Origin of the sequence: Cellulomonas sp. McL0617, from assembly GCF_049994875.1 — a bacterium.
GTDB lineage: Bacteria > Actinomycetota > Actinomycetes > Actinomycetales > Cellulomonadaceae > Cellulomonas.
The window spans coordinates 1,739,920-1,757,882 of the sequence record NZ_CP188256.1; the positions used below are offsets into that span (position 1 = coordinate 1,739,920).

19 protein-coding genes are annotated in these 17,963 nt (G+C 72.8%); 11 read left to right on the top strand and 8 right to left on the bottom strand.

What is annotated here, in order from left to right; genetic code table 11:
* Positions 1-23 precede the first annotated feature (23 nt).
* Positions 24-737 carry an alpha/beta fold hydrolase gene (locus tag ACPPVS_RS07870; protein ID WP_426595481.1) on the bottom strand — a complete coding sequence of 238 codons (714 nt, stop codon included), beginning with the start codon at positions 735-737 and terminating at the stop codon, positions 24-26.
* Between the two features lie 36 nt (positions 738-773).
* A complete protein-coding gene (locus tag ACPPVS_RS07875) occupies positions 774-1,685 on the bottom strand; it encodes a matrixin family metalloprotease (protein ID WP_426595483.1) in 912 nt (303 codons plus the stop codon).
* A gap of 129 nt (positions 1,686-1,814) precedes the next feature.
* Between ACPPVS_RS07875 and ACPPVS_RS07880 the strand changes: the two genes are divergently transcribed.
* Positions 1,815-2,720, top strand: coding sequence for an aminoglycoside phosphotransferase family protein (locus ACPPVS_RS07880; RefSeq protein WP_426595484.1), 906 nt, complete (start codon positions 1,815-1,817; stop codon positions 2,718-2,720).
* Here the strand turns inward: ACPPVS_RS07880 and ACPPVS_RS07885 are convergent.
* Entirely contained in the window at positions 2,717-3,241 is a 525-nt protein-coding gene (locus ACPPVS_RS07885; protein ID WP_426595485.1) for an Lrp/AsnC family transcriptional regulator, read from the bottom strand. The genes ACPPVS_RS07880 and ACPPVS_RS07885 overlap by 4 nt on opposite strands.
* Before the next feature lie 102 nt (positions 3,242-3,343).
* On the opposite strand from ACPPVS_RS07885, the gene ald reads away from it, so the two are divergent.
* The 5 genes from ald to ACPPVS_RS07910 all read left to right on the top strand — a co-directional run bounded on the left by ald (position 3,344) and on the right by ACPPVS_RS07910 (position 9,167).
* A complete protein-coding gene (gene ald / locus ACPPVS_RS07890) occupies positions 3,344-4,447 on the top strand; it encodes an alanine dehydrogenase (RefSeq protein WP_426595486.1) in 1,104 nt (367 codons plus the stop codon).
* A gap of 11 nt (positions 4,448-4,458) precedes the next feature.
* A complete protein-coding gene (locus tag ACPPVS_RS07895; RefSeq protein ID WP_426595488.1) occupies positions 4,459-5,496 on the top strand; it encodes an NAD-dependent epimerase/dehydratase family protein in 1,038 nt (345 codons plus the stop codon).
* Positions 5,474-7,543, top strand: coding sequence for a M3 family metallopeptidase (locus ACPPVS_RS07900; RefSeq protein ID WP_426595490.1), 2,070 nt, complete (start codon positions 5,474-5,476; stop codon positions 7,541-7,543). Before ACPPVS_RS07895 ends, ACPPVS_RS07900 begins: the two co-directional genes overlap by 23 nt.
* Positions 7,544-7,566: 23 nt before the next feature.
* Complete coding sequence (locus ACPPVS_RS07905; protein WP_426595492.1) at positions 7,567-8,889, top strand: M20/M25/M40 family metallo-hydrolase; 1,323 nt, start codon at positions 7,567-7,569, stop codon at positions 8,887-8,889.
* A 92-nt stretch (positions 8,890-8,981) separates the two neighbouring features.
* The gene (locus tag ACPPVS_RS07910; RefSeq protein WP_426595494.1) at positions 8,982-9,167 is read left to right on the top strand and encodes a hypothetical protein; all 186 of its coding nucleotides are present in this window, start codon (positions 8,982-8,984) and stop codon (positions 9,165-9,167) included.
* A 3-nt stretch (positions 9,168-9,170) separates the two neighbouring features.
* Here ACPPVS_RS07910 and ACPPVS_RS07915 read toward each other — a convergent pair whose 3' ends face one another.
* On the bottom strand, positions 9,171-9,425 hold the full coding sequence (locus tag ACPPVS_RS07915) for a DUF5703 family protein (protein WP_426595496.1): 255 nt from the start codon (positions 9,423-9,425) through the stop codon (positions 9,171-9,173).
* A gap of 111 nt (positions 9,426-9,536) precedes the next feature.
* Between ACPPVS_RS07915 and ACPPVS_RS07920 the strand changes: the two genes are divergently transcribed.
* Complete coding sequence (locus ACPPVS_RS07920) at positions 9,537-9,824, top strand: primosomal protein (protein ID WP_426595498.1); 288 nt, start codon at positions 9,537-9,539, stop codon at positions 9,822-9,824.
* Between the two features lie 11 nt (positions 9,825-9,835).
* Here the strand turns inward: ACPPVS_RS07920 and ACPPVS_RS07925 are convergent, their stop codons facing one another.
* The gene (locus ACPPVS_RS07925) at positions 9,836-10,795 is read right to left on the bottom strand and encodes an aldo/keto reductase (protein WP_426595499.1); all 960 of its coding nucleotides are present in this window, start codon (positions 10,793-10,795) and stop codon (positions 9,836-9,838) included.
* Positions 10,796-10,873: 78 nt separating this feature from the next.
* On the opposite strand from ACPPVS_RS07925, the gene uppP reads away from it, so the two are divergent.
* Positions 10,874-11,770, top strand: coding sequence for an undecaprenyl-diphosphatase UppP (gene uppP / locus ACPPVS_RS07930; RefSeq protein WP_426595906.1), 897 nt, complete (start codon positions 10,874-10,876; stop codon positions 11,768-11,770).
* Between the two features lie 4 nt (positions 11,771-11,774).
* On the opposite strand, the gene ACPPVS_RS07935 is transcribed toward uppP, so the two are convergent.
* Positions 11,775-12,803 carry a CorA family divalent cation transporter gene (locus tag ACPPVS_RS07935; RefSeq protein ID WP_426595501.1) on the bottom strand — a complete coding sequence of 343 codons (1,029 nt, stop codon included), beginning with the start codon at positions 12,801-12,803 and terminating at the stop codon, positions 11,775-11,777.
* Between the two features lie 54 nt (positions 12,804-12,857).
* Between ACPPVS_RS07935 and mshC the strand changes: the two genes are divergently transcribed.
* Positions 12,858-14,105, top strand: a complete 1,248-nt coding sequence (gene mshC, locus ACPPVS_RS07940) for a cysteine--1-D-myo-inosityl 2-amino-2-deoxy-alpha-D-glucopyranoside ligase (RefSeq protein WP_426595502.1) — start codon at positions 12,858-12,860, stop codon at positions 14,103-14,105.
* A 37-nt stretch (positions 14,106-14,142) separates the two neighbouring features.
* Here mshC and ACPPVS_RS07945 read toward each other — a convergent pair whose 3' ends face one another.
* Entirely contained in the window at positions 14,143-14,997 is an 855-nt protein-coding gene (locus ACPPVS_RS07945) for a PAC2 family protein (RefSeq protein WP_426595504.1), read from the bottom strand.
* Between the two features lie 93 nt (positions 14,998-15,090).
* Here ACPPVS_RS07945 and ACPPVS_RS07950 point away from each other — a divergent pair, with 93 nt between their 5' ends.
* Entirely contained in the window at positions 15,091-15,765 is a 675-nt protein-coding gene (locus ACPPVS_RS07950) for an HAD family hydrolase (protein WP_426595505.1), read from the top strand.
* Positions 15,766-15,795: 30 nt separating this feature from the next.
* Here ACPPVS_RS07950 and ACPPVS_RS07955 read toward each other — a convergent pair whose 3' ends face one another.
* Entirely contained in the window at positions 15,796-16,716 is a 921-nt protein-coding gene (locus ACPPVS_RS07955; RefSeq protein WP_426595507.1) for a RecB family exonuclease, read from the bottom strand.
* A 92-nt stretch (positions 16,717-16,808) separates the two neighbouring features.
* On the opposite strand from ACPPVS_RS07955, the gene ACPPVS_RS07960 reads away from it, so the two are divergent.
* The gene (locus ACPPVS_RS07960; protein WP_426595508.1) at positions 16,809-17,945 is read left to right on the top strand and encodes a site-2 protease family protein; all 1,137 of its coding nucleotides are present in this window, start codon (positions 16,809-16,811) and stop codon (positions 17,943-17,945) included.
* Positions 17,946-17,963 lie beyond the last annotated feature (18 nt).

A 17,963-nucleotide genomic window follows, 5' to 3' on the forward strand; every position in this document is an offset into this window, starting at 1 on the left:
AGCGCGCGACGGACAGGGACGCCTCAGGCGATGGCGAGCGAGTCGCGCGACCGCAGGTCGTGCAACGCGTTGAGCAGTATCCGGTTGAACGCGACGGGAGCGTGCGCGTTGACGTCGTGCCCCGCGCGCGGGACGACGGTCAGCCGAGCGCCGGGCCGGGCCTCGAGGTAGCGGCGCTCGTCGAGGCGCAGGGGATCGCGGCTGCCGTTGACCAGCCACACCGGGACGGCGGTGCGGCGCAGGTCGGCCAAGGGGGAGTAGCCGGCGAGCGAGGTGAGCATGTCGGTCACGACGTGCCACGTACCGCCGCGCGGACGCAGGGTCTGGGCCACCACGTGGGCGACCCGTCGGTAGGCGCTGACCGGCTTGCCCTTGATCTCGGTGGAGCACCCCGCCAGCACGACGCCGGCGATCTTGCTCTCGTGCTCACGGGTGTACGCGAGGCTCGCGTAGCCGCCCAGCGACAGGCCGACGAGCAGGGGCGGTTCGGGGCAGCTGTCCACCGCGCCGTTGATCGCCTCGATCGCACCCGCGAGGCTGAACCGCTCGCCCGTGCGCGTCCCGTGCCCGGGCAGGTCGATCGCGATCGTCCGGTGCCCGGAGTGCTCCAGCGCATCGACCTGTCGTCGCCAGATGGCCGACGACGTCCGGGTGCCGTGGACCAGGACGATCGGGCGACGGTGGATGGCGAGCTCCTGACCTCGGGCGGCCGACCGGACGGTCAGGGCCTCGCCCACGGTAGTCGACCGTCCTGAGAGTTTCGTGAGAGACCGTCAGACGTGCGGCGCGCAGGCTCCGGTGCCGAGCTCGGCCAGCCCAGCCAGATCACCCTGCTGGAGCGTGGACACGGACGGGGTCGCGCGCGGGTTCATCAGCTGGGCAGGGTCGTCGACGTGGTCGAGGCCGACGACGTGACCGAGCTCGTGCGTGATCACGCCCAGCGCGGCGTCCGTGCCGTCGGGGGTGGCCAGGATCCCCGTGAGGTCGGGCGCGTCGAGCGTCACCGAACCCGTCACGTAGACCGCCAGGCCGTTGCGCGTGACGGGGGCGGAGCCACCGATGCCGACGGTGTCGCCCGCGAGCGAGGGCGTCTCGTCCGGCGTCGACCAGGCCACCAGGACGGGGGCCCAGCGTTTGCCGTACAGCTCGGGCTCGTAGGCGTCGCGATCGAGGCGAGGCGCTTCCTGGGTGAGCCCGTCGTCGACGAACACCAGGCCGCTCGCGGCCGACATGCGCGCGACGGCGGTCGCGATGAGCTCGGCGCCGTTCGGCGGCCCGCCCTCGGCCCGCACGACGTAGTGGATGGGTCGGCATGGGCTCCACGCGACCGGCCCGATGCCGTCGGGCTGCATCGCCGCGAAAGCGTGGTTCCCGGTGGCCACCATGGTGGCGGCCGGCGGGCTGCCCAGGGGTGTTGCCGACTCCTCGTAGCCCGCGGGCGGCGCCACGTTCTGCTCGATCGACCACCAGCGTCCGCCGACGGCGGTCGACGCCGCGACCAGAAGCGCCATGACGGCGAGGAACCCACGGCTCGGGCCTCGGCGCACGGCGACGGGCGAGCCCAGGAACCGGATGCCGACCTGATCCTCGAGCGGGGGGCGTGGGGCGGGCAGGAGGCTGGTCTGCGGCCCACGACCACGCGCATCGACCCACGGGTTCAACCCGTCCGGGTCTCCACCGCTCACCGCGCGCCTCCCGCTCGTCACCCGGAGGTGCTCCGCATCGAGTGCTCCGGTCTCGCTGAGGATCGCACACGCCCCGTTCCGGCCGCGAGCGGTCGGCTCGGGGCCCGCGAACGTGGGTAGCCTCGGCGCGTGCCGGCCCTGTACCTCCCTGCGAACGTGCGCAACGGTGTCGGACGCACCCCGGACGGTGCGGCCTGGCTGTCGCGCCTGCCGGGCCTGGTCACCCGTTCGGCGCAGCGGTGGGGCCTCGTCCTGGGTCGCCCGTTCGAGTCGGGCGCCTCCGGCTGGACGGCTCCGGCGCGGGACGCGGGCGGACGCGACGTGGTGCTGAAGATCGTCTTCCCGCACGACGAGGCTCGCGACGAGGCCGCAGGGCTCCGTGCCTGGCACGGTCGCGGAACCCCGACGCTCCTCGACCACGACCCGGACGACTGGGCGCTGCTGCTCGAACGCGTGCGCCCCGGGACCGCACTGGCCGGCAGCGCCGTCGACCAGCTCGCGATCGGCGCCCGCGTCGCCCGCACCCTGCACGAGTCTGTCGGCACGACCGCGTTGGCGGTCGCGTCGATGGCCGACGTCTGCGCGGGGTGGGCCGATCAGCTCGACCGCCGTGCCGGCCGCCACGGGATCGACGTGCGCGCGGCGGCCGACCTGCTGCGGACGCTGCCGTCCGAGGTCGCGGGCGTCGTGGTGCACGGTGATCTCAACCCGGGCAACATCCTGCGCTCCGGGGCGGACCGCTGGGTGGCGATCGACCCCAAGCCCATGCGTGGCGACCCCGCATTCGACCTGTGGCCCCTGCTGGAGCAGGTCGACGACCCCTTCGTGCACGAGGACGGGGTGCTCGCCGAGCGGGTCGACCTCGTCGCCGCGGTCCTCGGGCTCGACCCGTGGCGGATCGCGGCGTGGGGGGTGGCCCGCGCCACCGAGTCGGCGATGTGGATGTGGGACGTGCTCGGCGACGAGCGCGCCGGCCGGCAAGGGCTCGACCAGGCGCGGACCTGGGCGAGGGTGGCGGGTCGGACGAGGTCCTAGAGGGCGGCCGTGCCCGGCGCATGGACGTGCTCGAACACCAGGCTCGTCTGCGTGTGCGCGACCTCGGGGCGGGTGCTCAGGTGCTCGAGCACGAACCGACGCAGCTCGGGGGAGTCGCGCACCGCGACGTGCACGAGGACGTCGTCGACGCCCGCCAGGACGTACACGTCCCGTACCTCGGGGCGCTGGGCGAGCCGGTGCGCGACGTCGGACAGGCGGGCCCGCGCGGCGGCCTGCAGCCGCACGGCGATCATCGCCTGCAGGCCCCGGCCCACCGCCTCGGGGTTCACCTGGGCGTGGAAGCCGCGCAGCACACCGGACTCCCGCAGTGCTCGGACGCGGGCGTGGCAGGTGGAGGGTGCGACACCCACGAGTGCGGCGAGCTCCTTGTTGGAGATCCGCCCGTCGCGCTCGAGCTCACGCAGGATGGCGCGGTCGATGTCGTCGAGAGGGGCGCCGCCGCCGAACGTCGTTCGGCCGGAATCGGCCACACGCCCGGTGGGAGAATCAGGTGCGGACATGACGCGAATCTAGCGAATCGTCTACGCAATTGATGCGCCTGCAACAAAGGAAGTTCAGAATTGTCCGCGTCACCCACGACACACCCGGACGGAGCACCACCGATGAAGGTCGGCATCCCCAGCGAGGTCAAGAACCGCGAGTACCGCGTGGCGCTCACGCCGGCCGGCGTCCACCACCTCGTCTCGGCGGGACACCAGGTCCTCGTCCAGGCGGGCGCGGGCACCGGGTCCGCGATCAGCGACGAGCAGTACCTGGCCGCCGGGGCCGCGGTCGTGGGCGATGCGGCCGAGGTCTGGGCGCGCGCGGACCTCGTCTGCAAGGTCAAGGAGCCCGTTCCCGCCGAGTACGGGTACCTGCGTGCCGACCTCGTCCTGTTCACCTACCTGCACCTCGCCGCGGACCGACCGGCTACGGACGCGCTGCTTGCGGCCGGGACCACGTCGATCGCGTACGAGACGGTGCAGCTGCCCGACGGCTCGCTGCCGCTGCTGGCGCCGATGAGCGAGGTCGCGGGCCGGCTCTCCACGCAGGTCGGCGCGTACCACCTGATGAAGAACGAGGGCGGTTCGGGCCTCCTGCTGGGCGGGGTGCCCGGGGTGGACGCGGCCAAGGTCGTGGTGCTCGGCGGCGGCGTGGTCGGGCGGCACGCCGCCGAGATCGCGGTCGGCATGCGCGCGGACGTCGCCGTCCTCGACCTGTCCCTGCCGCGGCTGCGGGAGACCGACACCGTGTTCGGCGGGCGGGTGCGTACCGTCGCCTCGAGCGCGTACGCGATCGAGCGCGAGGTGCTCGACGCCGACCTGGTGATCGGTGCGGTGCTGGTGACCGGGGCGCGGGCGCCGAGGTTGGTCAGCAACGAGCTGGTATCCCGGATGAAGCCCGGCTCGGTGCTCGTCGACGTCGCCGTGGACCAGGGCGGCTGCTTCGAGGACACGCGGGCGACCACCCACGACGACCCGACGTTCCGGGTGCACGGCTCGGTGTTCTACTGCGTCGCCAACATGCCCGGCGCGGTCCCGGTGACGTCCACCCGTGCCCTGACCAACGTGACGCTGCCGTACCTGTCGGCGCTCGCGGACCGCGGCTGGGAGGCGGCCACCGCCGCCGACCCCGCACTCGCGGCCGGCCTGACCACGCACGCGGGAGCCCTCCGGAACGAGGCGGTCGCGCGAGCCCACGGCTACGAGGTGGCGCTCACCGCGTAGCGTCGGCTGCCATGGCGACGGCTCTGGTGATCGGTGGCGGCGGTCAGATCGGTCGGGCGGCGATCCCGGCCCTGCTGGCAGACGGCTGGGACGTCCGCGCCCTCGCGCGGCACGACATGCAGCTCGAGGGCGTCGAGCAGGTTCTCGGCGACCGCGACGACGGTGACGCCCTGGACCGGGCGGTCGGCAGCGGCGTCGACGTCGTGGTCGACGTCGTCGCGTACGACGACCGCCACGTCGAGCCGCTGCTCGCGCGCCGCGACCGGATCGGCTCCGCCGTCGTCGTCTCCAGCGCGGCGGTCTACGTGGACCAGAACGGGCTGGGTTTCGAGACCGACGTCTTCGGCACGTTCCCGGTGCCGATTCCCGAGACCCAGCCGACCGTCGAGCCCGGCCGCGACTCCTACGCCACGGGCAAGGTCGCGCTCGAGCAGGCGTGGCTCGCCTCGCCGGTCCCGACGACGATCCTGCGCCCGGGGGCGATCCATGGGCCGGGCTGCCGGCAGCCGCGCGAGTGGACGTTCGTCAAGCGGGTCCTGGACGGCCGCGACGTGCGCGTGCTGGCCTACGACGGCGAGAACCGCTTCCAGACGACATCCACGGACGTTCTCGCCGAGCTGGTCCGCCTGGCGGCGGCCCTGCCCGGCGACCGGGTGCTGAACGCGGCCGACCCGGACGCGCCGACGGTCGCCGAGATCGCCCGGACGATCGACGTCGTCATGGGAGCGACGAGTCGGTTGGTCCGCGTCCCCGGTGAACCGGTCGGCGATGTCGGGAGCACCCCATGGGGCGTCCCGGGGCCGCTCATGCTGGACATGGGTGCGGCCGGACGAGAGCTCGGGTACGTCGCGCCCGGTGCGTATGGCGACACCGTCGGCGCGTGCGTCGAGTGGCTGGTCGAGGAGGTGGCGCACACGGATTGGCGCGAGGCGTTCCCCGGGTTCGCGCGGATGGACCCGACCGGCAGCTTCTTCGCCTACGACGCCGAGGACGAATTCCTTTCCGGCGTCGGCCATGATGAACGCCATGACGACCGAGCTCCCCGCTGACAACCCGTTCGCCACCCCGTCGACGCTGCCGTACGGCCTGCCGGACCACGCGCGCATCCGCGAGGAGCACTACCGCCCCGCGCTGCTCGCGGGCATGGCCGAGCAGCGCGCAGAGATCGCGGCGATCGCGGCGAACCCCGACGCGCCGACGGTCGAGAACACCCTCGAGGCGCTCGAGCGCTCGGGTCGGCTGCTGCACCGTGCGGCCACGTCGTTCTTCAACCAGTCCAGCTCGGACTCGTCGCCCGGCCTCGACGCGATCGAGGAGGAGATCTCCCCGCTGCTCGCCGCGCACCACGACGCGATCTACCTGGACGCGCGCCTCTTCGCCCGGGTCGAGACGCTCAAGGCGTCAGCATCGGAGGATCTCGACCCCGACACCGCCTGGCTCCTGGAGCGCACGCAGATCCAGTTCGTCCGATCGGGCGTCGGGCTCGCGCCGGCGGCCCAGGAGCGTCTGCGCGTCCTGAACGGCGAGATCAACTCTCTGGAGACCGCGTTCGGCCGCGACCTGCTGGCCGCGACGAACGCCGCCGCCGTCCTGGTGACGCACGAGGGCGAGCTGGACGGACTGGCGCAGGACGCCCGGGTGGCCGCGGCCAAGGCGGCCCGCGACCGCGGCATCGAGCACGGCTGGTTGCTCGAGCTCGAGCTGCCCACGCAGCAGGCGCCGCTCTCGTCGCTGACCGACCGGGCGGTGCGCGAGCGTGTCTTCCGCGCCTCGATCGCCCGCGGCGCCGCGGGTGACGAGCACGACACCCGGGTGACCCTGCTCGGCCTGGCCCGCAAGCGTGCCGAGCGGGCCCGGCTGCTCGGGTACGCCCACCACGCCGAGTACGTCGCCGCGGACGCCACCGCCAAGACCGCCGAGGCCGTCGCCGGCATCCTCGAGCAGCTGGCACCGGCCGCCGTCGCCAACGCGAAGGTCGAGGCCGCCGAGCTGACCGAATCCCTGACGGCCGAGCACCCGGGTGCCACCCTCGAGCCGTGGGACTGGGCGTTCTACGCCGAGCGGGTCAAGAAGGCGAAGCGCTCGCTGAGCGAGGACCAGCTGCGGCCGTACCTCGAGCTCGAGCGCGTCCTCGCCGACGGGGTGTTCGGGGCCGCGAACGCGCTGTACGGCCTGACGTTCGCCGAGCGGCACGACCTGGTCGGCTACCACCCCGACGTGCGCGTGTTCGAGGTCTTCGACGAGGACGGCATCGGGATCGGCCTGTTCCTGGGCGACTTCTGGACGCGCGAGTCCAAGCGCGGCGGTGCCTGGATGAACAACCTGGTCGACCAGTCGACGCTGCTGGGCGAGCCGGCCGTCGTGGTGAACAACCTCAACATCCCTAAGCCCCCGTCCGGGGAGCCCACGCTCCTGACCTGGGACAACGTGATCACGCTGTTCCACGAGTTCGGTCACGCTCTCCATGGGTTGTTCTCGGCGGTGCGCTGGCCGTCCCAGTCGGGGACCGACGTGCCGCGCGACTTCGTCGAGTACCCGTCCCAGGTCAACGAGATCTGGGCGTGGGAGCCGTCGATCGTCCGGGCGTTCGCCCTGCACCACGAGTCCGGCGAGCCGATGCCGAGCGCCTGGGTGGACACCTTGCTGGCCGCCCGGCAGGACGGCGAGGGCTTCGCGACGACGGAGTACCTGGCGGCCGCGCTGCTCGACCAGGCCTGGTACCGACTCTCGCCCGACGAGGTCCCGACAGACGTCGACGAGGTCGAGGCGTTCGAGGCTGCCGCGCTGGAGCGGGCCGGTGTCGCGTTCGCGCCGGTGCCGCCCCGCTACCGCACCACCTACTTCAACCACATCTTCGGCGGCGGCTACTCGGCGGGCTACTACTCCTACATCTGGTCCGAGGTGCTCGACGCCGACACGGTCGAGTGGTTCCGCGAGAACGGGGGCCTGCAACGCGCGAGCGGCGACACGTTCCGGGCCAAGCTCCTCTCGCGGGGCGGGTCAGTGGACTCGATGGAGCTGTTCCGCGACCTGCGGGGCCGGGACCCCCTGATCGAGCCGCTGCTGGTGCGCCGGGGTCTGACGGCGACCACCTGACGGTCCGGATAGGGTTGGTCGCCATGCCGCCGACATCCCCCGTGACAGCCGAGGACGAGGTCGTCGGCATCTGCCGTGACCTGATCCGGATCGACACGTCGAACTACGGCGACGGCTCCGGACCGGGGGAGCGGGTCGCCGCGGAGCACGTCATGGGTCTGCTGACCGAGGTCGGTCTGGACCCCGAGCTGTTCGAGAGCGAGCCCGGCCGGGCCAGCGTCGTCGTGCGGCTCGAGGGCTCCGACGCGTCCCGGCCCGCGCTGGTCCTGCACGGGCACCTCGACGTGGTGCCGGCACGCGCCGAGGACTGGTCCGTGGACCCCTTCGGGGCCGACGAGGTCGACGGTCTGGTCTGGGGCCGCGGCGCCGTGGACATGAAGGACATGGACGCGATGATCCTGGCCGTCGTGCGGCAGATGGCCCGCGAGGGTCGTCGGCCGGCGCGGGACGTCGTCGTGGCGATGTTCGCCGACGAGGAGGCGGGCGGCGCCCAGGGCGCGCGCTGGGCGGTCGACAACCGCCCGGAGCTGTTCGAGGGTGCCAGCGAGGCGATCAGCGAGGTCGGTGGCTTCTCCGTCGACGCCTTCGGCACGCGCGTCTACCTGCTGCAGACCGCCGAGAAGGGGCTCTCCTGGCTGCGCCTCGTGGCGGAGGGCCGCGCCGGCCACGGAAGCCAGGTCAACCCCGACAACGCGGTGACCCACCTGGCCGACGCCGTCGCCCGGCTGGGCCGCCACCCGTGGCCGCTGCACCTGACGCCCACGGTCCGTGCGCTCCTCGACGGCGTCGCCAAGCTCACCGGACTGACCTACGACCCGGAGGACCCCGCCGCGATCGACGCCCTCGTCGCAGCCCTGGGTCCGGCGTCGAAGTTCGTCGGCGCCACGCTGCGCAACACCACCAACCCGACGCAGCTGACGGCGGGCTACAAGGCGAACGTCATCCCGGGCTTCGCGGAGGCCACCGTGGACGGACGCTTCCTGCCCGGGCTCGAGGAGCAGTTCCTGGCCACTGTCCATGAGCTGGCTGGAGAGCACGTCACGGTCACGCCCCTGCACCACGACCAGGCGCTCGAGGTGCCGTTCTCCGGCGACCTCGTGGACCGCATGGTCGACGCGCTCGTCGCGGAGGACCCGGACGCCGTGGTGCTGCCGTACACGCTCTCCGGCGGCACCGACAACAAGTCGCTGGCCCGCCTGGGGATCCGCGGCTACGGCTTCGCGCCGCTGCGCCTGCCGGCAGACCTCGACTTCGCCGGGATGTTCCACGGCGTCGACGAACGCGTCCCCACCGACGCCCTGCGGTTCGGCACCCGCGTGCTCGACCGGCTGCTGCGCGACTGCTAGTTCATCCACCCTGCGCCGTACGGATCCCTGTACATCGTCGCTCCTGATGTCGATGGACAGGGCAAGGGAGTGCCGCGACATAGGAGTCGGCCATGGACGAGCGCATGCAGGTACCCGCACGAGACGACACCGAGTCCGTTGCGGCGGTCGGTGACGTGGCCAACCTGATCGAGATCAGGACCTGGCTGCGCGACCGGCGTCCGGCGATGACCGTCGACCAGTTCCGCGCGCGCACGGTGCCGCACGTGCTGACGCCGCACCGTGCGGCTCACGCCTGACCGCTAGTCGAGGTCGGTGGTCTCCGCGAGCGTCGAACGCACGCGGATGACCTTGCGCCGCAGCCAGACCTTGCGCTCGCCGCCCGCGAACAGGAGCGTCCGGGAGAGCTCCCAGCGGCCCAGCTCGGCCTGTTCCGTCAGCATCCGGCGGGCGTCGTTCCGGGACGTGGATGCGGGGATCCGTAGGACGCGGTACTCGTACTGACCGCCCTGCGCCACCCAGTCGGGGCGCTTCGTCCGTGTCTGACCGTTTGCCATCCGTCACCCCGTCCTTGCCGTCCGGGGGCCGCCCCGCTGCTCGTTCGGCCTGCCGGTGCCGAGATACCTTACGCGCTGCCATTGTGCCTCGCAGGAGGCTAACGTCGTCGCATGACCGTCGACCCGCGTGCCGCCCTGGACCGCCTGATCGCAGCCCTCGAGGCCCACTACACCGCCGTCGCTTCCCCGCACGGGGAGGACGACCCGGCCGTCGACGACGCGTACGACATCCTGGCCGACGCCTTCGAGGTCTACGACGACGCGCTCGGCACCGTGCACGGCGAGGCCACGCCGTTCTACCTCGCCGAGGAGGACGACGACGACGAAGACGACGAGGACGAGGACGAGGACTACGACGGCGACGTCGACGCGGACGTCGACGACCTCGCCGAGGCCTGAGCGGCCTGCGGCTAGAACCTCTCGGGGTAGCCGAGCGTCGGCGCGCTGATCTCGCTCAGCGCGCGGCCCAGCTCGTCGGGAAGCTCGAGGTCCTGTGCGGCCAGGGAGCCGCGCAGCTGCGTGGCGGTCCGGGCCCCGACGATCGCCGACGAGATCCCGCGGCTGAGCACCCAGGCGAGCGCGACGTCGAGCGGCGTGCGCTCCAGGCCCTGCGCGGCCGTGGCCACCGCCTCGACGATCGCGGCCGACGACCGGGCCAGGTACGGCTCGACGAACCCGGCCAGGTGCGGCGACGCCGCGCGGGAGTCCGCAGGGATGGTTCGCCGGTACTTGCCGGTCAGCACACCGCGGCCGAGCGGCGACCAGGCCAGCACCCCGACACCCAGCACCGTCGCCGCCGGCAGCACCTCACGCTCGATCCCGCGCTGCAGGAGCGAGTACTCCGCCTCGACCGCGGTCAGGCCGACCTCGTGCTCCAGGAGCGTGGCCGCGCGGGCGACCTGCCACCCGGCATGGTTGGACAGGCCGACGTACCGGGCGCGACCGCTGGTGACGGCGAGCCGCAGCGCGGAGACGGTCTCGTCCAGCGGGGTGCGCGGGTCGGGCGTCTGGACGAGCCACAGGTCCACGTGGTCGGTACGCAGTCGACGCAGCGACGCGTCCAGCGAGCTCAGGAGGCCACCGCGGGAGGCGTCGACCACCCCCCCGGTCGGCGTCTGGCGGATCCCGGCCTTCGTGCACAGGACGACCTCGTCGCGCGGGACCACGTCGTCGAGCAGCGAACCGAGCAGCTCCTCGGCGCCCCCGTCCGCGTACGAGGCGGAGGTGTCGATGAGAGTCCCGCCGGCGTCGGCGAAGTCACGCAGCTGCTCGGACGCGTCGTGCGCGTCGGTGTCCCGGCTCCACGTCATGGTGCCGAGCCCGAGCCGGGAGACCCGCAGACCGGTCCGGCCCAGGTGGCGCTGTTCCATGAGGCGCAACACTAATCGGCGCGGGGTGCGCACCTGCGGCAACACGGCACGGCTAGGGTTCGGCTCGTGACTTCCGGAATGGGTGTGGGCGAGGCGATCCTGCTGGGGCTCGTACAGGGACTGACGGAGTTCCTGCCGATCTCCTCGAGTGCGCACCTGGCGATCGTCGGGCAGCTCATCGGGTCGCAGGACCCGGGTGCCGCCTTCACCGCGATCATCCAGCTGGGCACGGAGACCGCCGTGATCCTGTACTTCCGCCACGACATCGTGCGGATCGTGCGTGCCTGGTGGTCCGCGCTGCGCGGTTCGCTGGGCACCTCGTGGCGGGCCCGGGTCGGCGCACCCGTCGGGGAGCCGGCCGACCACGACGCCCTGATGGCCTGGTTCATCGTGCTCGGCTCGCTGCCGATCATCGTGTTCGGCGTCCTGTTCCAGCACGCGATCGAACAGAAGTTCCGCAACCTGTGGATCATCGTCGTGACCCTCGCGGTGTTCGGTCTGCTGCTCGGCTGGGCGGACAAGGTGGGCGTCAAGCAGCGGGGCCTGCAGGAGATGACCGGGCGGCACGCCGTCCAGTTCGGGCTCTGGCAGTCCCTCGCGCTCGTGCCTGGCGTGTCGCGCTCCGGCGGCACGATCACCGGCGGGCTCCTCATGGGCTACACCCGGGAGGCCGCGGCGCGGTACTCGTTCCTGCTGGCCATCCCGGCCGTCTTCGGGTCGGGGCTCTTCGAGCTGGCCAAGCAGGTCGGGGCCGAGCCGTGCCCAGGCACGTTGCACGCCGGCTTCGTCGCCACCGCCGTCGCGACGCTCGTCGCATTCTTCGTCGGCTACCTGGTGATCATCGTCTTCCTGAAGATCGTCTCGACCTTCAGCTACAAGCCGTTCGTGTACTACCGGCTCGGCCTGGCCGCGCTCGTGGCCCTCTTCCTGATCACGGGCGTCCTGCACCCCACGGTGGGCGTGCCCGCCTGCTGACCCGCTACAGCCACCCCGACCGGCGGAACAAGCCGTACAGAGTCCCGCAGATGGCCAGCATCGCGAGCAGCGCCAGCGGGTACCCGTAGGTCCACGTGAGCTCGGGCATGTGCCGGAAGTTCATGCCGTAGACGCTCGCCAGCAGGGTCGGTGCCGCGGCGATGGCCGCCCAGGCGGAGATCTTGCGGACGTCCTCGTTCTGCCGCACCGACACCTGGGAGATGTGCGCCGAGAGCATGTCGCTGAGCAGGTCGTCCGACCCGTCCAGGTGCTTGTCCAGCCGCTCCACCCACGCCTGTGCACGTCGCAACCACGGCTGGGAGTGTCGCCGGTCCTCGGCCTCCTCGGCCTCCGCGACGAGCTCCGGAAGCACCGTCGTGACCGGGCCCAGCGCGCGACGAGCCTCGGCGATCTCGCGCTTGAGGTCGTAGATCTGCTCGACGGGGTCGACGTGCCGTGTCGAGGAGAACACGATCCGCTCGACCGCCGCCACCGCGTCGCCGAGGCCGATCTCGACGTCCGAGGCCTCCGCGACGAGGGTCAGGAGGACGGCCGCGAGCACCTGGTGCACGCCCTCGTCGGGGACCGGGAAACCTCCGGTCAGCTTCTCCACCGCGTGCTCGAGGACCCCCGCGTCGCCCAGCTCGCACATCAGGACCACGTCCTTGCCGACGACGCAGGTCAGGGCGCCGGTGTGGACGTCGTGGGAGGCCTCGACGTAGGAGAGCGTCGGCACGGTCAGCACCAGCTCGCCGTCCGGGGACCGGTCGAGCCGGGCGCGCAACGGGTGGTCCTTCGACTGTGCGTGCGCCCCGGGGCCCCGGTGCTCGAGCATGGCCAGCGCGTGCTCGCCGATGCCGCGCCGCCGCGCCGCCTCCGGCAGCTCCGAGCGTTCGTCGACGATCACCCACTGCGCCCCGGTCGCGGTCGTACCCGGCGGGAGCGCATCCCACCCGCTGGACGTCTGGGCGACGACGAGCTCGCCGTCGGCGTTCTGCGGCATGTCCGTCAGGTGCGCGGCCTCGTGGTTCACCTCGGCATTGTGGACCCCGAACCTTCGTGCCGCTGGGACGGTTAGGCTTCCGCCGTGCTCACCTGGCCATCGCCGCATGTCCCTGCGATCCCGGGGCACGGTGATCCGGTCCGGGTGCTCGACTCGTCGACCGGACGGCTCGTGGTCGCTGCGGCCGGTCCTGCGGCGACGCTCTACGTCTGCGGCATCACGCCGTACGACGCCACCCACATGGGCCACGCCGCGACCTACGTCGCGTTCGACGTGCTCGGCCGCGCCTGGCGGGACGCCGGGCACTCGGTGCGGTACGTCTCGAACGTCACCGACGTGGACGACCCTCTGCTCGAACGCGCCGCGGCCACCGGCGTCGACTGGCGCGACCTCGCCGAGTCGCAGACCGCCCTGTACGGCGAGGACATGGCGGCCCTCGCCGTCATCCCGCCGGACGTGTATGCGGGCGTTGTCGAGACGATCCCCGCCGTCGTCGAGGCGGTCGAGAAGCTGCTCGTCGCGGGCGCGGCCTACCGGGTGCCCACCGAGGGCCACGAGCTGGGCGACGTCTACGCCGACCTGTCCGCGGACGCGTCCTTCGGCTCCGTGGCGGGTCTCGAGGACGACCTCATGCGGACCCTGTCCGCGGAGCGCGGCGGCGACCCGGACCGCCCCGGCAAGCGTGCGCCGCTCGACCCGCTGCTGTGGCGGCGGTCCCGTGCCGGCGAGCCCGCGTGGGACGGCGGAACCCTTGGGGACGGACGGCCGGGCTGGCACATCGAGTGCGCCGTGATCGCCCGGGACGGCCTCGGCCTGCCGTTCGACGTCGAGGGCGGCGGCTCCGACCTGCTGTTCCCGCACCACGAGATGAGCACCTCGCACGCCCGTCTGCTCGACGCCGGGCACGGTGCGCGGGTCCACATGCACGCCGGGATGGTCGGCCTGGACGGGCAGAAGATGAGCAAGTCGCTGGGAAACCTCGTGCTCGTCTCGCAGCTGCGCGAGCAGGGCGTCGACCCGATGGCCATCCGGTTGACGATCCTGTCGCACCGCTACCGCGACGACTGGGACTGGACCGATGCCGGGCTGGCCGAGGCCGGGGCGCGGCTGGAGCACTGGCGCGCGGCGGTCTCCGGCAACGGCGGGCCGGACCCGGAGGCGACCCTGGCAGCTGTCCGCGCGGCCGTCGCCGACGACCTCGACACCCCGAACGCGCTGGCGGCCATCGACGCGTGGGCGACCCTGTCCCTGTCCGGCACGGCCGATCCCGTGGAGGGTGCCCCGGGCGTCGTCGCCCGGACGATCGACGCCCTCCTGGGCATCCGTCTCTGAACCCCGGTCGCGGCGTCCGCCCGGACGCCGCCCTGGGTCAGCCGCCGGTGCCCTTGTCGCGCCGGCGCAGGTAGCGCTCGAACTCCTGGGCGATCGCCTCGCCGCTGGCCTCGGGCAGGTCCGCGGTGTCCTTGGCCTCCTCGAGCTGCTGCACGTACTCGCCGATCTCGGAGTCCTCGGCGGCGAGCTCGTCGACCCCGTGCTGCCAGGCCGCGGCGTCGTCGGGCAGCTCACCCAGCGGCACGGGCTCGCCGAGCAGCTGCTCGATCCGGTGCAGCAGCGCGAGCGTGGCCTTGGGGGACGGTGGGTGCGCGACGTAGTGCGGCACCGCGGCCCACAGCGACAGCGAGCGCAACCCGCGGGCGGCGGCCTCGTGCTGCAGGACGCCGACGATCCCGGTCGGCCCCTCGTAGCTGTTGGGCTCGAGGCCGAAGGTGTCGCGGACGTCTGCGTCCTCGCTCGTCGCGTTCACCGGGATCGGCCGCGTGTGCGGGACGTCCGCGAGCAGCGCACCCAGCGTCACGACGGTGTTCACGCCGAGACCCGCGGCGATGTCGAGCAGCTCCGTGCAGTACCGCCGCCAGCGCATCGACGGCTCGATACCGTGCACGAGCACCACGCGCCGGCCGCTGATCGGTGCGGTCGCCACGGCGACCGCCGTGGTCGGCCAGGTGATCTCCCGGCGGCCGTCCGGACCGGGCCCGACGATCGGGCGGTTGACCTGGAAGTCGTGGTACTCCTCGGGGTCGAGCTCGTCGACGTGCTCGGCGTCCCACACCTCGTGCAGGTGCTCCAGGGCCTGGGTGGCCGCCGACCCGGCGTCGTTCCACCCCTCGAAGGCGGCGAGCAGGACGGTCTCGTCGGCCGGGAGCTCCCCTGCTGGCGTACTCATCGGGCCAGCCTAGGGTGCGCGGCTGCGCAGCGGCCGGACGGGCGGCCCGCGAGCGCGTCGGGTCCGTCCACAGCGCGCTCGTAGGATGGCTCGGTGAATGCCCACCTCGCCGCAGTCCTCTGGGACATGGACGGCACCCTGATCGACACCGAGCCGTTCTGGATCGCCGCCGAGATCGAGCTGGTGGAGGCGCACGGCGGTGTCTGGACGCACGAGGACGGCCTCGCCATGGTGGGCAACCCGATGCTCGTGAGCGCCAAAGCCCTGGCCGCACGCGGTGTCGACCTGCCGCACGACGAGATCGTCGACTTCCTGAACGGGCGTGTCGCGGCCGGCGTCGCCGCGGGGATCCCGTGGCAGCCGGGAGCGCGCGAGCTGCTCGAGGCCGTGCACGCGGCGAGGATCCCGATGGCGCTGGTGACCTCGTCGTTCGCCGTGCTCGCCGACCCGTTCGCGGCCGCCGTCGGGCTGTTCGACGCGGTGGTGAGCGGCGACGAGGTGAGCCACCCGAAGCCGGCCCCGGAGCCCTACCTGCTGGCCGCGCAGCGCCTGGGCGTCGACGTGACCACGTGCATCGCGGTCGAGGACTCCCGCTCGGGCATCGCGTCCGCGGTCGCCTCGGGCGCGCGGACCATCGCTGTCGAGGTGCATCAGGCCGTCGCGCCCCGACCCGGGCTCAGCCGGGTGGCCTCGCTCGCCGACGTGTTGCTGACGGACCTGCTGCGCGTCGCGGAGGGTGACGTGCTGGACCTGCGGGAAGCCGGCTGACGCGCTCACGTCGCAACGCGGCCGACCGGCTCACGCCGCGGGAACGATGCCGATCGACCGTTCGACGGCCCCGGCCGGAACCTCCGGCGGCGTCCCGCCGAACGCCGGGCACAGTGCCTTGAACGAGCACCAGTCGCACAGCTTGGACGGCCGGGGCCGCCAGTCACCGGTGCGCGCCGCGTCCTCGATCCCGCCCCAGATCGACCGCACCCGCGCCTCGATCGTGGCCATCTCGGACTCGGACGGCTCGTGCGTGAGGATCACACCGTCGCCGAGGTACTCCAGCTGCAGCCGCTTGGGCAGCACCCCGCGCGTGCGCCAGATGACGTAGGCGTAGAACCGCATCTGGAAGAGCGCCGAGCTCTCGAACCCGGCACGCGGCGACCGGCCGGTCTTGTAGTCGACCACGCGCACCCAGCCGTTCGGTGCGACGTCGACGCGGTCGATGATCCCGCGCAGCTGCGGGCCGTTCTCGTGCAGCTCGGTGGACACCATGAGCTCGCGCTCGCGAGGCTCCAGACGCGTGGGGTCCTCGAGCGTGAAGTAGGTCGCCAGCAGGGCCTCGGCGCTGGTCAACCACTCGGCCAGGTCGGCGGGCTCCGCGAACAGCTCGCCGATCGACGGGTCGCGTTCCAGGAGCGTCTCCCACTGGACCGGCAGCAACGCCTGGGCCGCCTCGACCGTGCGCTCGGCCGCGGGCAGGTCGAACAGGTGCTCCAGCACGGCGTGCACCAGCGTGCCGCGGGCGGCGGCCGGGCTCGGCGGCTCGGGCAGCCGGTCGATCACCCGGAACCGGAACAGCTGCGGGCACTGCAGGAAGTCGTTGGCCCGCGACGGCGACAGCCCGGGCCGCGAGGGCGGGCGGTCACCGGTGACCAGCTGCTCGGCCGTGTCCTCGATGGCCGCGCCCGCCTCGTCGGCGACCTCGAGCTCGAGCGCGTCGCTGGTCATGAGGCGTCGGCGGGGCGGGAGATGTGCACGCCTCCGACAGTAGGCGCCGCCACCGACACCGGGCGGGATCGACGCACACCTACGCTGGGCACGTGAGCACCAACCGCCCCCCGGAACGTCGCACGCCCGGCTGGGTGATCGGCCGTGTCGTCGGCGCCCCGATCATCCTGGCCCCGAGCTGGGTGCTCGCCGCGGTCGTGCTGACACTGTTCATCGCACCGAGCGTGCGCCGGTGGCTCGGGGGCGACGTCGGGCCGCGGATCTACGTCGTGGCCCTGGGCTTCGTCGTCCTCCTGTTCGCCTCGGTGCTCGTCCACGAGCTCGCGCACGGCCTGATGGCGCGGGCCCGCGGCCAGCAGCCCCGGGAGTTCGTGCTCACCCTCTGGGGTGGCCACACGAGCTTCGGCGGGGTCTCGCCGACGCCGCTCACGAGCATCCTCGTGGCGATCGTCGGCCCGGTCTCCAACCTGGTGCTCGCGGCGGCGTTCTCGGCCCTGGCACGGCAGGTGGGCACCGACAGCGTGGGTGGGCTGCTGCTGTGGTCGGGGGCGGTGTCCAACGGCTTCCTCGGGCTGTTCAACCTCATCCCCGGCCTGCCGCTGGACGGTGGATGGGTGCTGGAGGCGGTCGTCTGGGGCGTGACCAAGAACCGGCACACCGGGACGGTCGTCGCCGGCTGGGTGGGCCGGCTGGTCGCGGTCGGCGTGCTCGCGTGGGCCCTCGTCGTCCCGCTCCTGGACGGGCGGCAGCCCGACATCACCAACGTCATCTGGTCCGCGCTGATCGGCGCGTTCCTGTGGTCCGGCGCCTCGGCGGCGGTGCAGGGTGGTCGTCGGCAGAAGGCCGTCCAGACGGTCACCCTCGCATCCGTCGGACGACGGGCGGTGGGCGTCGGTCACACCGACTCTCTCGCCCATGCCGGCGCGGTGGCCGCCGCCGCCGGTGCCGAGGAGGTCGTCATCCTCTCGCCCGACGGACGGCCCGCCGCCTATGTGGACCGCGCCGCGGCCGCCTCCGTCCCCGCCGACGTGGCGGGAACCACGCCCGTGACGGCCGTCGCGATCCCGCTGCCGGTCGGCGCCTTCGTCGACGGCACGCTGACCGGCCCGGCGCTCGTCGGTGCGATCGGCGAGGCGACGAAGAACTCGCCCGTCGTCGCGGCGCTGGTGGACGGCAAGGTGGTCGGTCTGATCCGCGCCATGGACGTCGTCGCGGCCATCCGCTCCTAGACGCTCCTAGACGCTCCT